We start from the raw sequence: 15,993 nt of genomic DNA, 5'->3' as shown, positions 1-15,993 counted from the left end.
AAGAGGGGGAAATTTAGGATTAAATAGTGTGATTAAAACGTTTTCAATCACACTCTATATAGAAAAATGAAGCACACTAAGTGGGTGCTTCATTTATATTTGTTCACTTGATACAAACTCAGAATAGATATTGTTGCATGTTCACCGAGTAATGGTCTCCATCATCTACGCCACTTTGCTGCACAATAAATGCCCCCAGTTTATCTTTGCTTAACCATAGCTCGCTGCTCTCTCCTTCGGTATTCAAAGCAAACCCATGGCTAACATACACGCGGTTTGCAGCACTTAATGGTTTCTCTCCTAAGTACTTAACTTGATACTGAATAATGTCAAACTCATCAAGGTCTAGCACTTTGAATACCTGGGTGTTTTGATGATCAATGGATGCCATCAAGTAATCAGGAAAACTCAAAGAATCAGAATCAAAATCGCTGCGTTGTAAAATAGCATCAGGAGCTTGCTCAAAACGATTTAGCAATAGTGCCATGCCATTAGAGTTATGCTCATTCTCAATCAACTGCAACAGCTTATTGGTCCATGTGGAGTTGCTGCTAGCTTGGTTTTCTAAGGCATTAATATGGATACCTTGCTCTAATTTATCATTGCCAAAAATTAAATAGCTTTCTTGATTTTCATCAACCTTAAAAGCGAATTGCTTCAAGGCTCCATTATCCAACATTACTTTTCCGCTGCGCTGATAAAACTCCTTAAACCACAGAAAACTAAAATCTAACTCCACCTCTTCCTCAATGACCAAGCCATTAGGAAACTGGTTATCGATGATTCGGTTCCGCTGGTAAACGCCAACCACATCACCTTCCACAGCAATTTGATAAATAATGGTTCTAGACTCGTGGGCGGCGTTTGCAATACCAGCCCCAAATGTAGCAACCATCACCAATATCAAGCTAAGCCTAGAAAGTTGCGCTATCCACATTACGATTACTCCTTAGCCTGCTAGTTGTTAAAACTCGTAAGCAACACCCATTAACAAACCTAAGGATTTGCTTTGATAGAACTCAATGTTGCTATCGCCTTTATCGTAAGATGCCATCAGGTATACCGAGGTATTCTCAAAATCAAAAGGTTGGGCATATCCATAAATAGCGTTAATACCAAAATCATCATCGCCCTGAGTTTGGTTAAATATCGGATTACGGCCTTTGTAATCACGCTTAGCATAATTAATGTAAATGCTGGTGAAATGGCGCTCGGCAAAGCTGTAGGTGGTTTCTAAGCCAAAGGCATAAGCATCAAAGGCCATTGCATCACCATCGGTATCAGCCTTGGTATAAGTAAGCTGAGGTGTCACGGTAAATCCATCTTCATCGTAAGCCAAGATCTCGGCAGAGATTCGGTGATACTTGCCGTCACGTTGCATTAACTTTTGTTCGTTAGCATCTAAACCAAAGGCTTGACCACTACGCTCATTTTCTATATCTGCCGCCGCAAAGCCGTAACGCAAGGTTAGCGGCGTATCAAATAAATAGCGCCAAGCTACCCTAAAGCCACTGCTGTCAGCATCGGTTTTTTGCCGCGCACTGCCAGTTAAATATGGGTCTTGCCAAGTCTCACTAAAACCGGGCAGCTTAGGGAAATATGCCAGTTCTAACTGTGAATACTCACCCACCATTTGGGTAATACCCAGTTCAACTTGGTCTTGGCCACGCACAATGTTTTCTTCTTGTTGACCTAAGAAAATCTGAGTTTTCTTGTTAGCGAAGGTGTAGTTTAGCTCCGCTAAAACAGCTGGGCTTACACCGCTACTTTTATTACCTGAGTTATTAAGATCCTGAGTCACAGCGTTATCGTCATCAGTATCAAACTGAGATTGTTGCTGGCCCACCATGCCACCCAGCAATAACTCAAAACCAAACCCAGCCTCATCGTCTACATAACCAGTAGCATTGGCAGCACCAACAGATGCAAACGTAGCTAGTACGCTACTTGTTAATAGACGCTTAGTGTGAAATTTTTTCATCCTGTTCCCTATCCCTTTAATAGACTTCCAAGCATGCGTTTGCACGCCGAGCAACCACTTGTTGAGCACATTGTAAAATGCGACAAATTCTCACTCAGTCAGTCTTATGTCAGGGATAGTCACAGTTTTCCGATATTCCAAACTGGATATTGAGAATTAGTTTACATTTAAATGATATTTGTCGTAGTTTTGTAAGTGGTAATTGCATCGGCCTAAGGGCTCTCTAAAATGAGCCAGCTGAGGGAGTTGTCTATGCAGGGAAACAAGTTGAGCCAAGAACACAAAAAAATCGTATTAATTGAAGATGATTCACGCCAACAACAGTTGGTGGCTACGTTCTTGCGCAGCGAAGGCTTTGAGGTTATTTCTTCAGAGCGTGGCGATCAAGCGCCAGAGCTAATTGCCAAACATTCTCCAGATGCAGTGCTGCTAGATTTAATGCTACCAGGCATGGACGGCATTCAAGTATGCCAAGTGGTTCGTGACTTTTATTCAGGGCCGATCTTAATGGTTACTGCACAAGGCGACGATGTAACCGAAGTGTCTGCACTAAATTTGGGTGTTGATGACTTCTTAAGTAAACCATTGCGTCCACATGTTTTGCTCGCTAGGCTTCGCTCTGCACTGCGCCGCAGTGAACGCGCCAGTGCCATCGATGCTTTACAGCTAAGCAATAGCGAACCGGTTCGCCACCCCAACCGAATTATCTGCCAAGAGCTGATCGCCGACAAAACTCAGCGCCGTATTTGGCTAGGTGAGCAACTGCTAGAGCTTACCGACGCCGAGTTTGACCTACTCTATTTTCTGATGGACAACGCAGGCCACGTATTGCCGCGCGATGTACTATTTAGAGAAATGCGTGGCATTGATTACGACGGCCTCGACCGCTCGCTAGACATGCGAGTATCAACTATACGTAAAAAGCTAAACGACAATACGCCACCTTATCGCTACATTAAGTCGGTGCGTGGTAAAGGCTATTTATTTGTAAAAGCAGCATAGCGAGCTAACCCCGCTTGATTACTTTATTTCTAAAGCTGTTTCTGTCTTCGGTGTTATCAATTATTGCTGCCACCTTTATTTACGGCGTGATTATTGAAGAAAAGGTGCAGCACATTGAGCGCGAACAAATACGCCAAATTGTGCTGCCTATTTACTACCTACTAGACCGAGATCTGCTGCAAGCAGAGAACCCAGATGTAGACAAAATACTCACTCGCTACCAAGAAGAATTCCCTTTCTTTATCCGCATTTTTCCAATTACCGAACTAGACGCAGAAGCCCGATTAAAGCTAATGCGAAACGGTGAATACATATCGGTTAAAAGCAATTTTTTAGATGACGACGACATCGTTCTTTATTACCAATGGCCCGACCAACAGGTTCTCGAGTTAGATTTAGACGAAGAGTTTGTGGATTACGGTGATTGGCTATTTTGGTACATGGTAGCGCTAATGGGTGGCTGTTTAGCCGCTACCGTAATGTGGTTCTCTTTCTCAATTACTCGCCATACTTATCGCCTAGCTAAAGTGACCAAAGCCTTAGGTGACGGAGATTTCGACGTGAGTGCCAACGAAAAAGCGCCTTCGCCGATTAATCACATGGCGCGCAGCTTAAATAGCATGGCCGCTAAACTTAAGTCGTTGATTCAAGAGCAAGACTCAATGACCATGGCGGCGTCTCACGAACTAAAAACCCCGATTAACAATCTGCGTTTTGCCTTAGATATGACTCGCTCAATTACCGACATGAAAACCATGCACGAGCATATTCAAGAAATGGATGAAGACTTAGATAGCTTGGAAGACCTGACTCACGAGTTAATTAGTTTTTCTCAGTTAACCAAAGCGCGCGAAATAAACCCGCAATCAATTAACCCCTACCCTTTGCTTTACAACATGTGTGAGCGCCTCTCTAAGCTCAGCCCCAAACTAAAGATCCAAATTGAATGCCCAGTGGGTTTGAGTTTAATGGCCGATGAAAAGCTAGTGCGTCGCGCCTTAAACAACTTGATCGTAAACGCTCAAAAGTATGCCGAAAAGCTCATTCTTATCCGTGCTTATGTGGTCAACAAATCGGTAATTTTTGAAGTACACGACGATGGTAGCGGTGTACCAGAGAAATACCGCGAATCAATTTTCCTACCCTTTGCTCGGGTAGATGATAGCCGCAGCCGCCAGAGCGGTGGTCATGGCTTAGGTTTATCTATTGTCGAGCGAATTGTCACCAACCACTGCGGCAAAGCCAGCGTAAGCGATAGCCATTTAGGCGGCGCTTTATTTACCCTAGAGCTACCACTATTCCAAAATAGCGAAGACCACAAAGAATAATTGGGATTGCCCGCCTTAACCATTGCCTTTTCGCTGAGCGGCGTTACCATTGTGGGCTGAAATTAATGACTAGAAGCTCGCACCATTGACCGCTCAAGCCCCTGCTAATACCGTTGTTGTTCTCGATTTTGAAACCACAGGTTTATCGCCAACTCAAGGCGATAGAGCCATAGAGATTGGTGCCGTATTACTAGAAAATGGCCAAGCTACAGCGCGCTTTCAAGAGTTGATGAACCCAGGTTTTCGCATCTCTTCTTTTATCGAAGACTACACGGGTATCACTAATGCCATGCTACAAGAGGCGGCTCCTTGCGATGAGGTAATGGAGCGCTTTTATCAATTTGTTGGCCAGCACAATATGGTGGCGCATAACGCATCCTTTGATCAGCGTTTTTTAGAAGCCGAGTTTGACCAAATAGGCCGACGACTTAACGGCGACTTTGCTTGCTCGATGTTATTGTCACGCCGCCTATTTCAAGACGCACCCAACCATAAACTCGGCAGCTTAGTCGCTTACAACAACATCGACAACGATGGCGTTTTTCACCGTGCCTTAGCCGATTCTGAAATGACAGCCAAGCTTTGGCTGTGTTTACTCGAGCAATTAGAGCAACACTATTCGTTAATAAATCCAAGCTTTGCGCTAATGCAGCAAATTAGTCGTAAGAGCAAAGCAAATGTCGCGAGCTTTTTACACAAAATTGCGTAACAATATGTGAGATAAAACAAACTATGAATTTGCGCCAAGCTTGGGCTATTGCAACACGCGAGGTTCCCGCCGCCATATTCACTTGCACACATTCACCCGCAATTATAGGTGTTCCATGAAAATACTTGTCCGTAACCTCGCTCGCAGCATTACAGAAGCCGACTTACTCGCTTTATTCGAAAGCCATGGCGCTGTAGAAAGCTGCGATTTGGTATTGGATAATGAGACAGGCAAATCTAAAGGTTTTGGCTTTGTCAGCATGCTTGACGAAACAGAAGCCAATGCAGCTATTGCCGCGCTAAATTCAACCAAGCAAGCAGGTAATAAAATACGGGTTAAATTTGCCGAAGAAAAAGGCCCATCTGAGCAACAAACTGTTTGGCCAGAGTCTGAATAAACTTCAGCCATTAGCGAGTACACCCGTTACTCGCTAATAAACCTAATTTGCTGTTTCGGTTTTGCTATCACTATCCCTTTGTTAGCTAACGCAGCCACCACTTGCTGAGTAAGCTCCTGTTGTTCACCACTTTTACTCGCCTCACTTAACATAGATTGGCTTGCATAGGCGCAGCTCACCAGCAGGCTGTTGGGAAAGCGCTGAAAGTTAACACTGTGGCTAATCCACACAAAGCCCTCACAGCGTTGCTTGGCGTCCTCACATACCTCGGTTAATGCCGCTACGATATCCTTATCGCGTTTTTTGTCCATCTTTCGCATTAGTTTGCTTGCTCGTTTAAATTATTTGCCACTAGTTGTCATTATTTGTTAGTAAGCTTGGCGCTTTAAGCTGTTGATTAAGTTGATCTGCGCGGGCTTCTGGCGAACCACTTAATCCACCGAGTAAATGATACAAACACGGTACCACAAATAGTGTGACTAAAGTGGCCAGCAACATGCCACTAAATATTACTATACCAATTGCAAAGCGCGTTTCGGAACCGGCACCAGTGGCCAAAAGCATCGGTACAGCGCCCAACAAGGTGGTCATGGCAGTCATAATAATCGGGCGTAGGCGATTGGTGGCAGCTTTAATAATGGCTTCTTTAACCGCTAAACCTTGGTCTCGCAACTGATTAGCAAACTCTACAATCAAAATACCATTCTTGGTTGCCATGCCAATTAACATCAACAAGCCAAGTTGGCTGTAGATGTTAAAACTCTCTCCGGTAATCAGTAAGCCCAACAAACCTCCCAGCAAGCCTAAGGGCACCGTAAGCATTACAATGGCTGGGCTAATAAAGCTCTCAAATTGAGCCGCTAACACCAAGTAACATACCAGCAAGGCCAAAGCGAATAACAACCAGATCTCGCGTTGGTTATCGTAAAACTCTTTTGATTCGCCCGCGTAATCAACCGTATAACCACTGGGTAAAATCTCGCTAGACGCTTGATTTAAAAAGCTCAGAGCTTCGCCTAAACTTACATTGTCACTTAAGTTGGCTTTTAAGTTAATCGATTTTTTACGCTGGTAATGGAACAAGCCGCGAGCCGAAGCAACATCTTGCGCTTCTACCAAAGTATCTAAAGACACCAAAGCGCCAGTATCACTGCGCAAATACACTTTGCTTAAATCACTGGGTGATTGAAATTGGTTTTCATCGGCTTTTAAGTATACGTCGTACTCTTCACCAAACTCTTCAAAACGGGTTTGAGCACGTCCTCCCAGCAGCACCTCCAAAGTACTGGCAATGTCATTAACGCTAATGCCTAGCTCTCTGGCTGCTAGTCGATTAACATGCAGTAATATCTCTGGCGTTGTAGGGTTGTAGTCCAGCTGCACACCATGCATTAAGCCACTGTCTTTAGCTTGCTGCTCTAATTCTAAGGCGTATTGGTAGAGCTGGCTGTAGTCGTCACCTTGCAATACAAACTGCACCGGCTCGCCCATTCGCCCGCCAAAACTAGGCTGGTAAGGATACACTTTAACATCGGCGACATCATGGGCTGCATCGCGGATCATCTCTACCACTTCGGCAGCATCTTGGCTGCGCTCACTCCAATCTTTTAAGCGAACAATGAAAAAGCCTTGGTGATCTGCCCAACTGCCAAATGCAGGCGCCGAATAGTTAAGGGTTTCGATTGGCCCATCATCACTCATCATCGGCAATAGCCGCTGCTCAATCTCAGCCATGCTTTTAACCATGCGCTGGTAGCTTGTTGCTTCTACACCGCCAACATAGACGTTAACCACACCTCGGTCTTCTTTTGGTGCAAAGGCAGGTTGTTGCTGTTGATAGGCCCACACCAATAAACCCATGCATAAAGCCACAACCGCAAGTGCAGAAAACTTAAAGTTAATAACTCGAGTCAACAGCTTGGCATAAGCCTGCTGCAAAGCGGTCATGGCGCGCCCCACCGAGCGGCTCATCCAGGTGGCTTTGTTAGGATTTTTTTCAAACAACTTACCGGCCATTACTGGCGCTAAGGTAAGAGCAATTAAAGAAGAAAAGATCACTGCTGCTGATAGCAATACAGCAAATTCGGTAAACAGGTCACCGATTTTTCCTTGCATAAATACCAAAGGCAAAAACACCATCACCAGTACAACGGTGGTAGCAATTACTGCAAAGTTGAGCTCTTTAGCTCCTCGAAATGCGGCAACTAATGGCGGCTCGCCAGCGGCGCGGTGGCGAATAATATTCTCTACCACCACAATCGCGTCATCCACCACCAAACCAATGGCCAAAATTAAAGCCATTAGCGTCACTAAGTTGATGCTGTAGCCAAATAAATAAGCCACTGAAAACGCAGCAACTAGTGATACCGGAACGGTTACTGCTGGAATGATGGTTGCGCTTAATCGCCCCAAAAACAGGTACAACACCGCCACCACCAACAGCGCACAAATTAACAAGGTAGAATACACTTCGCTAATGGCCTGGCGAATAAACACAGTGCTGTCGTAATCAACCGTAAGTTCTGCACCAGAGGGTAAAAAGCGCTGCAACTCCGCCAACTCTTTTTTTACCGTATCAGCTACTTCTAGCGGGTTAGCCTTAGACATTGCCACAATGCCCAAGCCCATGCTGTCCACGCCGTTACTTTTAAAAGTAGTGGTATTTTTTTTAGCGCCAACGTAAATATGCGCGATGTCTGACAAAGTAACGTGGTCACCGTCAAAGTTGGCAATTTGTAGCTTGGCAAAATCATCTGCCTGCTGGTACATGCGCTCCATACGCACCACAATATTTAAACTGTCGTTGCGCACATAACCCGCTGGCAATTGTAAGTTTTCACGGTTTAAGGCATCAATCACATCGTTGGTGGTTAAGCCGCGCCCAGCCATTGCGGTGGGGTCTAGCTCCACATACATCACTCGCTCAACCAAGCCCGAGGTATTTACCGCACTCACGCCGGGCAACAAGCTAAGGCGCTCAATTAAGATCCGTTGGGCAAAATCGCTAAGCTCTACTCTGTCTTGCAAAGTAGCAGTAAGATTAAGCCACATAAACGGGGCTTCTTCGCTGTCGTTTTTGCGCACCACCGGTTCATCAACATCATCGGGCAAGCGATTACGCGCTCGGCTCACCGCATCGCGCACATCACTCACCGCAGCCAACATATCCGAGCCTTGTTTGAAGGTAATAGTAATGCCTGACCAGCCATCCCACGACGATGACCAAATATAGTCGATGCCATCAATTCCGCTAAGCTCGTCTTCAATCGGCTTGGTGATTTGTGATTCAACAATGGAAGAGGCGCTACCGCGATAAGGCGTACCAATAGACACCACAGGGCTTTCAATGTCGGGCATTTCTCGCACTGCCAGCTGGCTATAGCCTACAACCCCAAACAGCATCAGTAGCAAACTTAATACTATCGCCGCTACCGGACGATACATCGACAGATCAGATATTTTCATTAGTTGAGTACTTCAACCTCGATGCCATCATGCAACTTCACCAGACCTTTGTTTACGACCTGTTCGCCAGCATTTAAGCCACTAAGCACTTCCACTAAGTTATCGCCACGCTGGCCTAACTCCAACTCAACTTTTTCTGCAACGTGTTGATTAACTCGGTAAGCAAAACGGCGGTCACCGTTATAAGCAATCGCCTGGAGGGGAATTAATACCCGCTCGCTAGCGCTTAAATCTAATTCGCCAGTAACCAAAGTGCCTGGAGCAATGCCTGCTTGCTGGTTGTCGATAGACAATTGAATGTACACATTTAAGCTTTCGCCGCGCACTCGGCTGTCAATGCTAGTCACTGAGGCATTAAATATTCGTGAGCTTAAACCCGCTTGGTGTAGCTTAGCCTGCTGCCCAACCTCAATTCGGCCTAAATGGCGCGCGGCAACGGGAACGTTAAGGCGTAAAGTATTGGCATCATCTAAGGTGGTGAGCACGGTATCGGAGTCAACTAACTGCCCAGGGCTTAAATCAACAAGGCCGAGTTTGCCACTAAATGGCGCGCGAATAGCCCTGTCTTGCAACGCTGCTTCAGCTAACGCGAGCTCGGCTTGCTGCATAGCTACTTGAGACTCGTAACGGTCAACTTCAGCTTGGGTGGTAGCCCCTTTAGGTAATAATTGCAGCAGATTTTGATGCTGACGAAGAATATCATCAAGCCGTGCTTGCTCACGCTGTAACACAGCACGTTGGTGGCGGTCGTCCAATTGAACCAACAATTGACCAGCACGCACTGCTTGGCTAGAGCTGACCGCAATCGTGTCTATACGACCATCCACCTCTGCTTTCACATTTACCGAATGAGCAGAGAATACATTGCCTAATAAATGCACTTGTTCGCGGAGCTTGCCTTGCTCTACCGTTACCACTTCTACGGTAACGGGTTTACTTGATGTTTGCTCTGTTTGAGCCGCGTCGTTACTGTAATACATCCATGTAACAACAGTAAGAAGCGCCACCACAACTAAAATGATGCGTCGCATTACTCTTTACCTTTTCAAACTGAGAGAAGACTCTAGCGCAAGCAAAGGTTGCGGGTCTATCTTTAGTTGATTACAAACTGCATAAATGCGAATCAAACAGCATCATGCACTACAAAAGATAACAATAAACGAATTTTAATTAAAAAAAGTCAGGTAAATGCAAATTATTTGTTTAGACAAGCAAGCTTGTTTCTTTTGCCACAAGCCACGCCAAAGCTCACTCTACGCTAAATTAAATAGCCAGTTTAGATTTACTCAACAACAATCCCTCTCTACACTGAATGCGAAATGTTTGCGAAAAAATGCAACTTTTCCAACACTTATACACCTAAGTAGGACGGATCCTGCTCGGCATATTGTACGTGTGCTTAAATAATTAATTGCTATAGGAAGTTATATGGGTATTGAGTTTGACAATGGAGTTCTATTATTTGACTCCTTTTTTACCGCCACCATTGGTATTTTGGTGCTATTTATCGGTAGACGAATAAATGCAGCGGTAGGTTTTTTGCGCGAGTTTAGTATTCCCGAACCCGTTACCGGCGGTATTCTGTTCTCGGTAATGATTGGTTTAATCTACGCCCTCACTTCTGTTGAAATTGAATTTACCCTAGTGGCCCGCGACATTTTGCTAGTGTACTTTTTCACCACTATTGGTATTAACTCAAGCCTTAAAGATTTGCTCAAAGGCGGCATGCCACTGGTTATTCTCTTAGGTATTACAATCGGTTACATGATCCTGCAAAACTTAACTGGTATTACTGTAGCCAAAATATTTGGTTTAGAGTCTGCCGTAGGTATGCTAGGCGGCAGTGTGTCGCTGATTGGTGGTCACGGCACCGCTATTGCTTGGGCCCCTAGGATTGCTGAAGATTTTGGCATTAGTAACGCCATGGAAATTGGTATTGCCAGTGCGACTTTTGGCCTAATACTAGCCAGTTTAATGGGTGGTCCAATTGCCCAGTTCTTAGTTAATCGACACAACTTAAAGCCCAAAAAAGAAGAGCCTTTGGATGTAGGTGTAGCTGAAGAAAACAAGAACAACAGCATTACCGGTTTTGATTTCTTAGATGCGATCTTAGCCATTCATGTATGTATTATTCTTGGCTTCTTGTTAAACGAAGCCATTGCGCAAGCGGGCCTGCAATTACCGCTGTTTGTTACCTGTTTGTTTGCCGGTATCGTTATGACCAACTTGGTACCTCAGTCGCTTCCGCGCTTAACCGGTACCCAGTGGCCTTCTCGCAAACCAGCGGTTGCTCTAATTGCCGACATATCCTTAGGTACTTTTTTAGCTATGTCATTAATGAGCATGCAGCTATGGACCTTAATTGATTTAGCCGGCCCAATTTTAGCGATCCTTGCCGCACAGTTTTTGATTGCTATCTTGGTGAATATTTTTGTGGTGTTCCCAGCCATGGGCAAATCTTATGATGCAGCGGTGATATGTTCAGGCTTTGGTGGTATTTCTTTAGGTTCTACTCCCACTGCAATGGCAAACATGTCGGCGGTTTCGCAACGCTACGGTAACTCTCACCTAGCCTTCATCATTGTGCCGTTGGTCTGTGCATTCTTTATCGATTTAGTGAATGCCCTGCTAATTCCATTCTTCCTAGCTAATTTCTAGCGTCATTGAGGGTAAGGTTATTAAGCCTTACCCTCAAAATTCTTAAACTTTTGTTTCTTATATCTATTTACAGCAAAATCAACACACCTTCCTAGGCTTACTCATCTCACCTGCCCATTGTTCTGCTATAACTTTAATGTTTAATTGTTCAAAATTCACCCAAGCCTAAGGAGGCGCTTCCTATGACAATGATTAGCGCTAAACAGTTTTCAAGCTGGCTACGAGATCGCTTTGGCGAAGACAAAAAAGGGGTGTGTTTATCACGAGAAGACATCAATCACCTTACTGGTCGGCAAAGCTTTTCGTTAAGTTTTGTACACGATATTCACTACGAACTGATGCCCCATGGTATGGCTTTTGTTACCGATACCAATCGAGAAACATTCTACCTAGTGCCAATAAGCCAACGAAACTGGCGCGAACACCTAGAAAAACAATACGAAAAGGACTTGTTCTGCAACGTGTTGCCATTAGATAAGTCTGCCAGCAACAACTAGGGGCTGTTTATCTTTAGAGCCTAGTTAAGCGATCTATTTGCCACCTTAATGCGTTTTACTCATAAGCGTTAGATGAGGTGGAAGATTGGATAGTTTACAACGAAACTACAAGTTACTCGGGTACGCTGGCTTAAGTGTTTTTATCGCTTTGGCATTGGCGGTAGTATTTGGAGCAACAAATATTGGCCCATCGCCTACCCAATTATTTTTGTATTACAGCGTCAGCATTTTGTGTTTTTTGTCCGGTAGCTTATGGGCGCAAACCGTTTCGGGAAATGCATTTGGTGCAGCTCAGCTATTTATAAGCAATGCCCTTACCGTGCTAGGTTTTGTTTGCTTGGCCATTAATTCTCCAACTTTTGCACTCGCGATATTAGCCTGTGCTTTTAGCTACCTTTACTACTGCGAATGGCACAGTGCTAATCCCAGCCGATTAGGTAAAAGCTACCAATCTATGCGCTTTAAACTCACCACCGTAGTGGTACTTTGCCACCTTGTGGTTCTTAGTAATCAGTAATCTGGAGCCTGTATGCAATTACGAATTTTTTATGATGCCCAATGCCCACTTTGCGCAGAGGAAATGCGTCAACTTAAGTTTTTTGACCATCGCCAACTCATTGAGCTGCAAGATATTAATCAAGCAGATTTCACCAGCAAATATCCACATATTGACCGCTCCGAAGCCAGCGACATACTGCATGCGGAAACAGAAGAAGGCACCTTGCTGCTAGGCTTAGATGTTACCGCGCAAGCATGGGGCTTGGTCAATCAAAAACCTTGGATACAACTGTTACGCACGCCCTTATTGCGCAAAGTATCCGACAAAGCCTATTTGGTTTTTGCCAAAAACCGCTTCAAAATATCTAAGCTGTTAACCGGTAAAGAGCGCTGTGATGAACAAAGCTGCGGCGTGGGCAAACAGTTTGATTGACCAACAAGGGCAGCCTTAAGATGCAACGACTAATCGATGTCAACTTAGTACTTCGGGTCTATGAAAAGATTTGTCGCTTAGGAAAAAAGCAGCAAGACCACTACTTGTATGAAGGCCTAAGTGCCAGTTCAGACTGGGATGGCTATACCATTGTTGTTGCTAACTCCCAGCTTGAGCTAAGCGTGTTTTTTCATAACAAGTATCAGTTCTCTAGTCACGACGACAAAGCGATTGAAGGCTTTATCAAACAGCTCAAATTTGTTGATGAACAGTGAACGCTGCGAGATCTAGCTCGCAAACTAACGCTCCAAGGCTACTGGTCAGAGCTCCAACTGCTACAGTAACAGTTTTTTAACAAGTGAGCAGGAAGCTTATTGTGTCGAAGCCAGTCCAGCAATGGTTTAAGGAATATGCGCGTAGCCATCAACATCCTACAAACAAGGCCATCCACTGGTTTATGGTGCCTGCCATCTACTTTAGCATTGTGGGCTTGTTGTGGTCAGTTCCCCTACCGGGAACAAACTCTGCCGACAGTAATGCGCTATGTTGGCTCAATCTAGCCAGCTTGCTAGCAATACCGGTTCACGTCTTTTACTTCCGCTTATCTAAACCCCTTTGCTTAGCCATGGCGCTGTTTACTGTAAGCTGCTTTTTAGTTTGTGATTTGATTACTCAATTTAGCCCAATTGCCATATGGCAGGTGAGCCTAATAATCTTTGTCGTCGCTTGGGTTGGCCAATTTATCGGCCACAAAATAGAAGGCGCTAAACCTTCCTTCTTTGAAGATATTCAGTACCTACTAATAGGTCCGCTGTGGTTGATGGGTTTTGTATTCGATTACCTAGGTTTAGATTACCAACAAAAATAAGCCGTAAGCTTTAGTAAGCAAAAAAAATACCCCGCTTTAGAGCGGGGTATTTTTAAACAAAGCGATAACTAAAGCTTATTTCTCAGTGTAGCTATCGTGAGTTGCTTTTAGCTTATAGAAGGTAGCTTGAGAGTAATCATCTAAATCGCCAGAGATGTTTTGGTTGTAAACACCTGCTTTAAAGTACATGTACTTACCACCAACATCGTAACCACTGTCGCTCATGTCAACTACCTGAACAGCGTCTTCTTTGCCTTCTCGAGAAATGGTAACAGTCATGGTGTTGCCAACCACTTCGATACGGTAGCTAAATACTTCGCCTAGCGCGATACCATCTTCACCAACCTCAGCCGTTAAATCACCCACTAGCGGATAGAAATCCTCTTTGGTAGCGTCTTGGCTTTCGTGAGCAAAGTAAACAGCACCAGTTGCTTGGTTTGGCAGCTTACGGTAGTACAAACGAATTGGCTCATCGTTTTGGTCGTGGATTTGACCAATAATAAAGCGACCTACTTCGTTAGCCGCACCAGTAGTGGTGGCGTGGTCAATTTTAAGGGTAGCTTCTAGAACGCCATCAATACCGCCGGCAGCTTTTAAGTCTGCTTCTGGAGCGCTTGAGAATACCCAGTTGTTTTTGTTCACACCTTTAGTTTTGTGCGACATGTTACCGCGACGTAGCATTTCACGAAGCTCGGTACGCGCATACTTAGTGTTTTTAGAGGTACGAACCCCTTTCACGTATGACTTGAATACTAAACCACCATCGTCTGCTGTATAGAAGATCTCAGGGTGCTGATAACCGTTTGCCAGGTTCCATTCAGACACGTCATCTGGGCGTTCATTTTTGTCGTGGTCGAAAGGCTGCGATAAGTACCAGTAAGACAAGTCAAAGTTTTCGCTTGGTGCGTTACCTGGTAGCGGCGTTTCTGGTAAAGCCGGAGTTGGAGGAAGCTCAGAACGCAAACATGTTACTGTGGTTTCACAAGGGTATACGGCTGGCGCACCAAAATCACCTGAACGAAGGTCTTTACGCGCTGCTTTACGTGCTTTTTCTGCCGCTTTCATTTCTGCAATCATTGAAGCTTCAGCGGCAACTACTGCACTAGTAATGATGTGGCTTGATGGACAAGCGTTAATGCTACAGTTAACGGCTGCGAGTTCAGTTACACTGTTCCAACCATTTTTGGTGTTGCCGTGTCCTACATATCGTACGTAGCGGGCATTTACTGCAGGCTCGAACTGAAAACGCTCTAAACCAAGGGCTCTACCAGAGCTCTCTTGAGCTTCTAAAACAGTGGTCCAGCTTTCACCGTCAACACTCATTTGGATATCAAATTTAGACTGACGCTCGTTACCTTTACTAAAGGCAGCTTGAACAGCATCAAACTCTTGAACTGAGCCGTAGTCTAGCATTGCCCATTCGCCATCACCGGCGGCTGACCAACGCGTTGTAATATCTTGGTCGAATAAACGGTCAGGGCCGTTACCATCATGGCTACTTGCAGTAATGGCTACTGGCGTTAATAGAGCTTCACCTGTTTCTTTGTTATTCGTAAACTTTTCAACAGAATCAGGAGTAGAAGTTGATGTACAGCCTACGGCTAAAAAAACAGAAGTTGCTAACAAGCTTTTAAGATAGATATGTTTCATGTATCCATTCACCTAATGTTGTATAAATCAACTATATAGTTTTTTATATAATCGACTCAGTGCTGTGTGTTGACGTGGAAATAACAGCTATCTCCGTTTCCACATTATCTGAAACCCTATACGAGAGCGTTTTCAAATCTAATGAACCATAAAGATAATATAATTTAATAATACAAATATATATGAATGTTGATAAATGCGATTAAGATCTAATCCTGCAGTCCGCAATAGTGATCTATGTTCAAAAAAATAGCACATATTTATCCGTTTCCTAGGCGATTCAAGTTGTCATTTTGGATAGGCCACAGCCTTTAGCTCTAGTAAGGGCATGTTCTACTTCAGCGTTTTATAGTCGGCGATTTCACCAAAAATGATGCGCCCTATTTTACTTGAGTCAAGCACCGTGATGATTGTAGTAGTGATGGCAGCACTTCAATTTACCCGCTACCTAACAAAGAGGAGGTCTACGATTTTTGGAAGTTCGATATTTACAGGGTAGTCTACTAG

The 15,993-nt window shown here is 44.5% G+C and carries 16 protein-coding genes; 10 read left to right on the top strand and 6 right to left on the bottom strand.

Going from position 1 to position 15,993, the window contains the following annotated elements:
• Positions 1-118 precede the first annotated feature (118 nt).
• Positions 119-937 (bottom strand): hypothetical protein, encoded by an 819-nt coding sequence (locus K5620_RS05615; RefSeq protein WP_016400981.1) that lies wholly within the window; start codon positions 935-937, stop codon positions 119-121.
• Between the two features lie 27 nt (positions 938-964).
• Positions 965-1,981 (bottom strand): DUF2860 family protein, encoded by a 1,017-nt coding sequence (locus tag K5620_RS05610; RefSeq protein ID WP_016400980.1) that lies wholly within the window; start codon positions 1,979-1,981, stop codon positions 965-967.
• A 252-nt stretch (positions 1,982-2,233) separates the two neighbouring features.
• On the opposite strand from K5620_RS05610, the gene K5620_RS05605 reads away from it, so the two are divergent.
• From K5620_RS05605 to K5620_RS05590, 4 genes are all read left to right on the top strand, one after another.
• Positions 2,234-2,983 carry a response regulator gene (locus tag K5620_RS05605; protein WP_016400979.1) on the top strand — a complete coding sequence of 250 codons (750 nt, stop codon included), beginning with the start codon at positions 2,234-2,236 and terminating at the stop codon, positions 2,981-2,983.
• 14 nt (positions 2,984-2,997) lie between these two features.
• The gene (locus K5620_RS05600; protein ID WP_040306970.1) at positions 2,998-4,311 is read left to right on the top strand and encodes an ATP-binding protein; all 1,314 of its coding nucleotides are present in this window, start codon (positions 2,998-3,000) and stop codon (positions 4,309-4,311) included.
• Positions 4,312-4,396: 85 nt separating this feature from the next.
• Positions 4,397-5,020 (top strand): 3'-5' exonuclease, encoded by a 624-nt coding sequence (locus K5620_RS05595; protein WP_016400977.1) that lies wholly within the window; start codon positions 4,397-4,399, stop codon positions 5,018-5,020.
• A 115-nt stretch (positions 5,021-5,135) separates the two neighbouring features.
• On the top strand, positions 5,136-5,417 hold the full coding sequence (locus tag K5620_RS05590) for an RNA recognition motif domain-containing protein (RefSeq protein ID WP_016400976.1): 282 nt from the start codon (positions 5,136-5,138) through the stop codon (positions 5,415-5,417).
• A 26-nt stretch (positions 5,418-5,443) separates the two neighbouring features.
• On the opposite strand, the gene K5620_RS05585 is transcribed toward K5620_RS05590, so the two are convergent.
• The 3 genes from K5620_RS05585 to K5620_RS05575 are packed head-to-tail and all read right to left on the bottom strand — an operon-like array spanning position 5,444 to position 9,913.
• Positions 5,444-5,737 (bottom strand): hypothetical protein, encoded by a 294-nt coding sequence (locus K5620_RS05585; RefSeq protein ID WP_016400975.1) that lies wholly within the window; start codon positions 5,735-5,737, stop codon positions 5,444-5,446.
• Positions 5,738-5,768: 31 nt separating this feature from the next.
• Positions 5,769-8,882: an efflux RND transporter permease subunit gene (locus K5620_RS05580; RefSeq protein ID WP_016400974.1), complete on the bottom strand. Its 3,114-nt coding sequence runs from the start codon at positions 8,880-8,882 to the stop codon at positions 5,769-5,771.
• The gene (locus K5620_RS05575; protein ID WP_016400973.1) at positions 8,882-9,913 is read right to left on the bottom strand and encodes an efflux RND transporter periplasmic adaptor subunit; all 1,032 of its coding nucleotides are present in this window, start codon (positions 9,911-9,913) and stop codon (positions 8,882-8,884) included. The genes K5620_RS05580 and K5620_RS05575 overlap by 1 nt, the downstream gene beginning before the upstream one ends.
• 397 nt (positions 9,914-10,310) lie before the next feature.
• Here K5620_RS05575 and gltS point away from each other — a divergent pair, with 397 nt between their 5' ends.
• The 6 genes from gltS (at position 10,311) to K5620_RS05545 (ending at position 13,836) form a co-directional block, all read left to right on the top strand.
• The gene (gene gltS / locus K5620_RS05570; protein WP_016400972.1) at positions 10,311-11,540 is read left to right on the top strand and encodes a sodium/glutamate symporter; all 1,230 of its coding nucleotides are present in this window, start codon (positions 10,311-10,313) and stop codon (positions 11,538-11,540) included.
• Between the two features lie 182 nt (positions 11,541-11,722).
• Positions 11,723-12,037 (top strand): hypothetical protein, encoded by a 315-nt coding sequence (locus K5620_RS05565; protein ID WP_016400971.1) that lies wholly within the window; start codon positions 11,723-11,725, stop codon positions 12,035-12,037.
• A gap of 85 nt (positions 12,038-12,122) precedes the next feature.
• Positions 12,123-12,554 carry a DUF3429 domain-containing protein gene (locus K5620_RS05560; RefSeq protein WP_016400970.1) on the top strand — a complete coding sequence of 144 codons (432 nt, stop codon included), beginning with the start codon at positions 12,123-12,125 and terminating at the stop codon, positions 12,552-12,554.
• 12 nt (positions 12,555-12,566) lie between these two features.
• Complete coding sequence (locus K5620_RS05555) at positions 12,567-12,968, top strand: thiol-disulfide oxidoreductase DCC family protein (RefSeq protein ID WP_016400969.1); 402 nt, start codon at positions 12,567-12,569, stop codon at positions 12,966-12,968.
• A gap of 20 nt (positions 12,969-12,988) precedes the next feature.
• Positions 12,989-13,243, top strand: coding sequence for a DUF3081 family protein (locus tag K5620_RS05550; protein WP_016400968.1), 255 nt, complete (start codon positions 12,989-12,991; stop codon positions 13,241-13,243).
• A 101-nt stretch (positions 13,244-13,344) separates the two neighbouring features.
• On the top strand, positions 13,345-13,836 hold the full coding sequence (locus tag K5620_RS05545; RefSeq protein WP_016400967.1) for an Mpo1 family 2-hydroxy fatty acid dioxygenase: 492 nt from the start codon (positions 13,345-13,347) through the stop codon (positions 13,834-13,836).
• A gap of 75 nt (positions 13,837-13,911) precedes the next feature.
• On the opposite strand, the gene K5620_RS05540 is transcribed toward K5620_RS05545, so the two are convergent.
• Entirely contained in the window at positions 13,912-15,486 is a 1,575-nt protein-coding gene (locus tag K5620_RS05540; protein ID WP_016400966.1) for a polysaccharide lyase family 7 protein, read from the bottom strand.
• Positions 15,487-15,993: the final 507 nt, after the last annotated feature.

The organism is Agarivorans albus, assembly GCF_019670105.1.
Classification (GTDB): Bacteria; Pseudomonadota; Gammaproteobacteria; order Enterobacterales; family Celerinatantimonadaceae; genus Agarivorans; species Agarivorans albus.
This window is presented reverse-complemented; position numbering and strand designations above follow the sequence as displayed.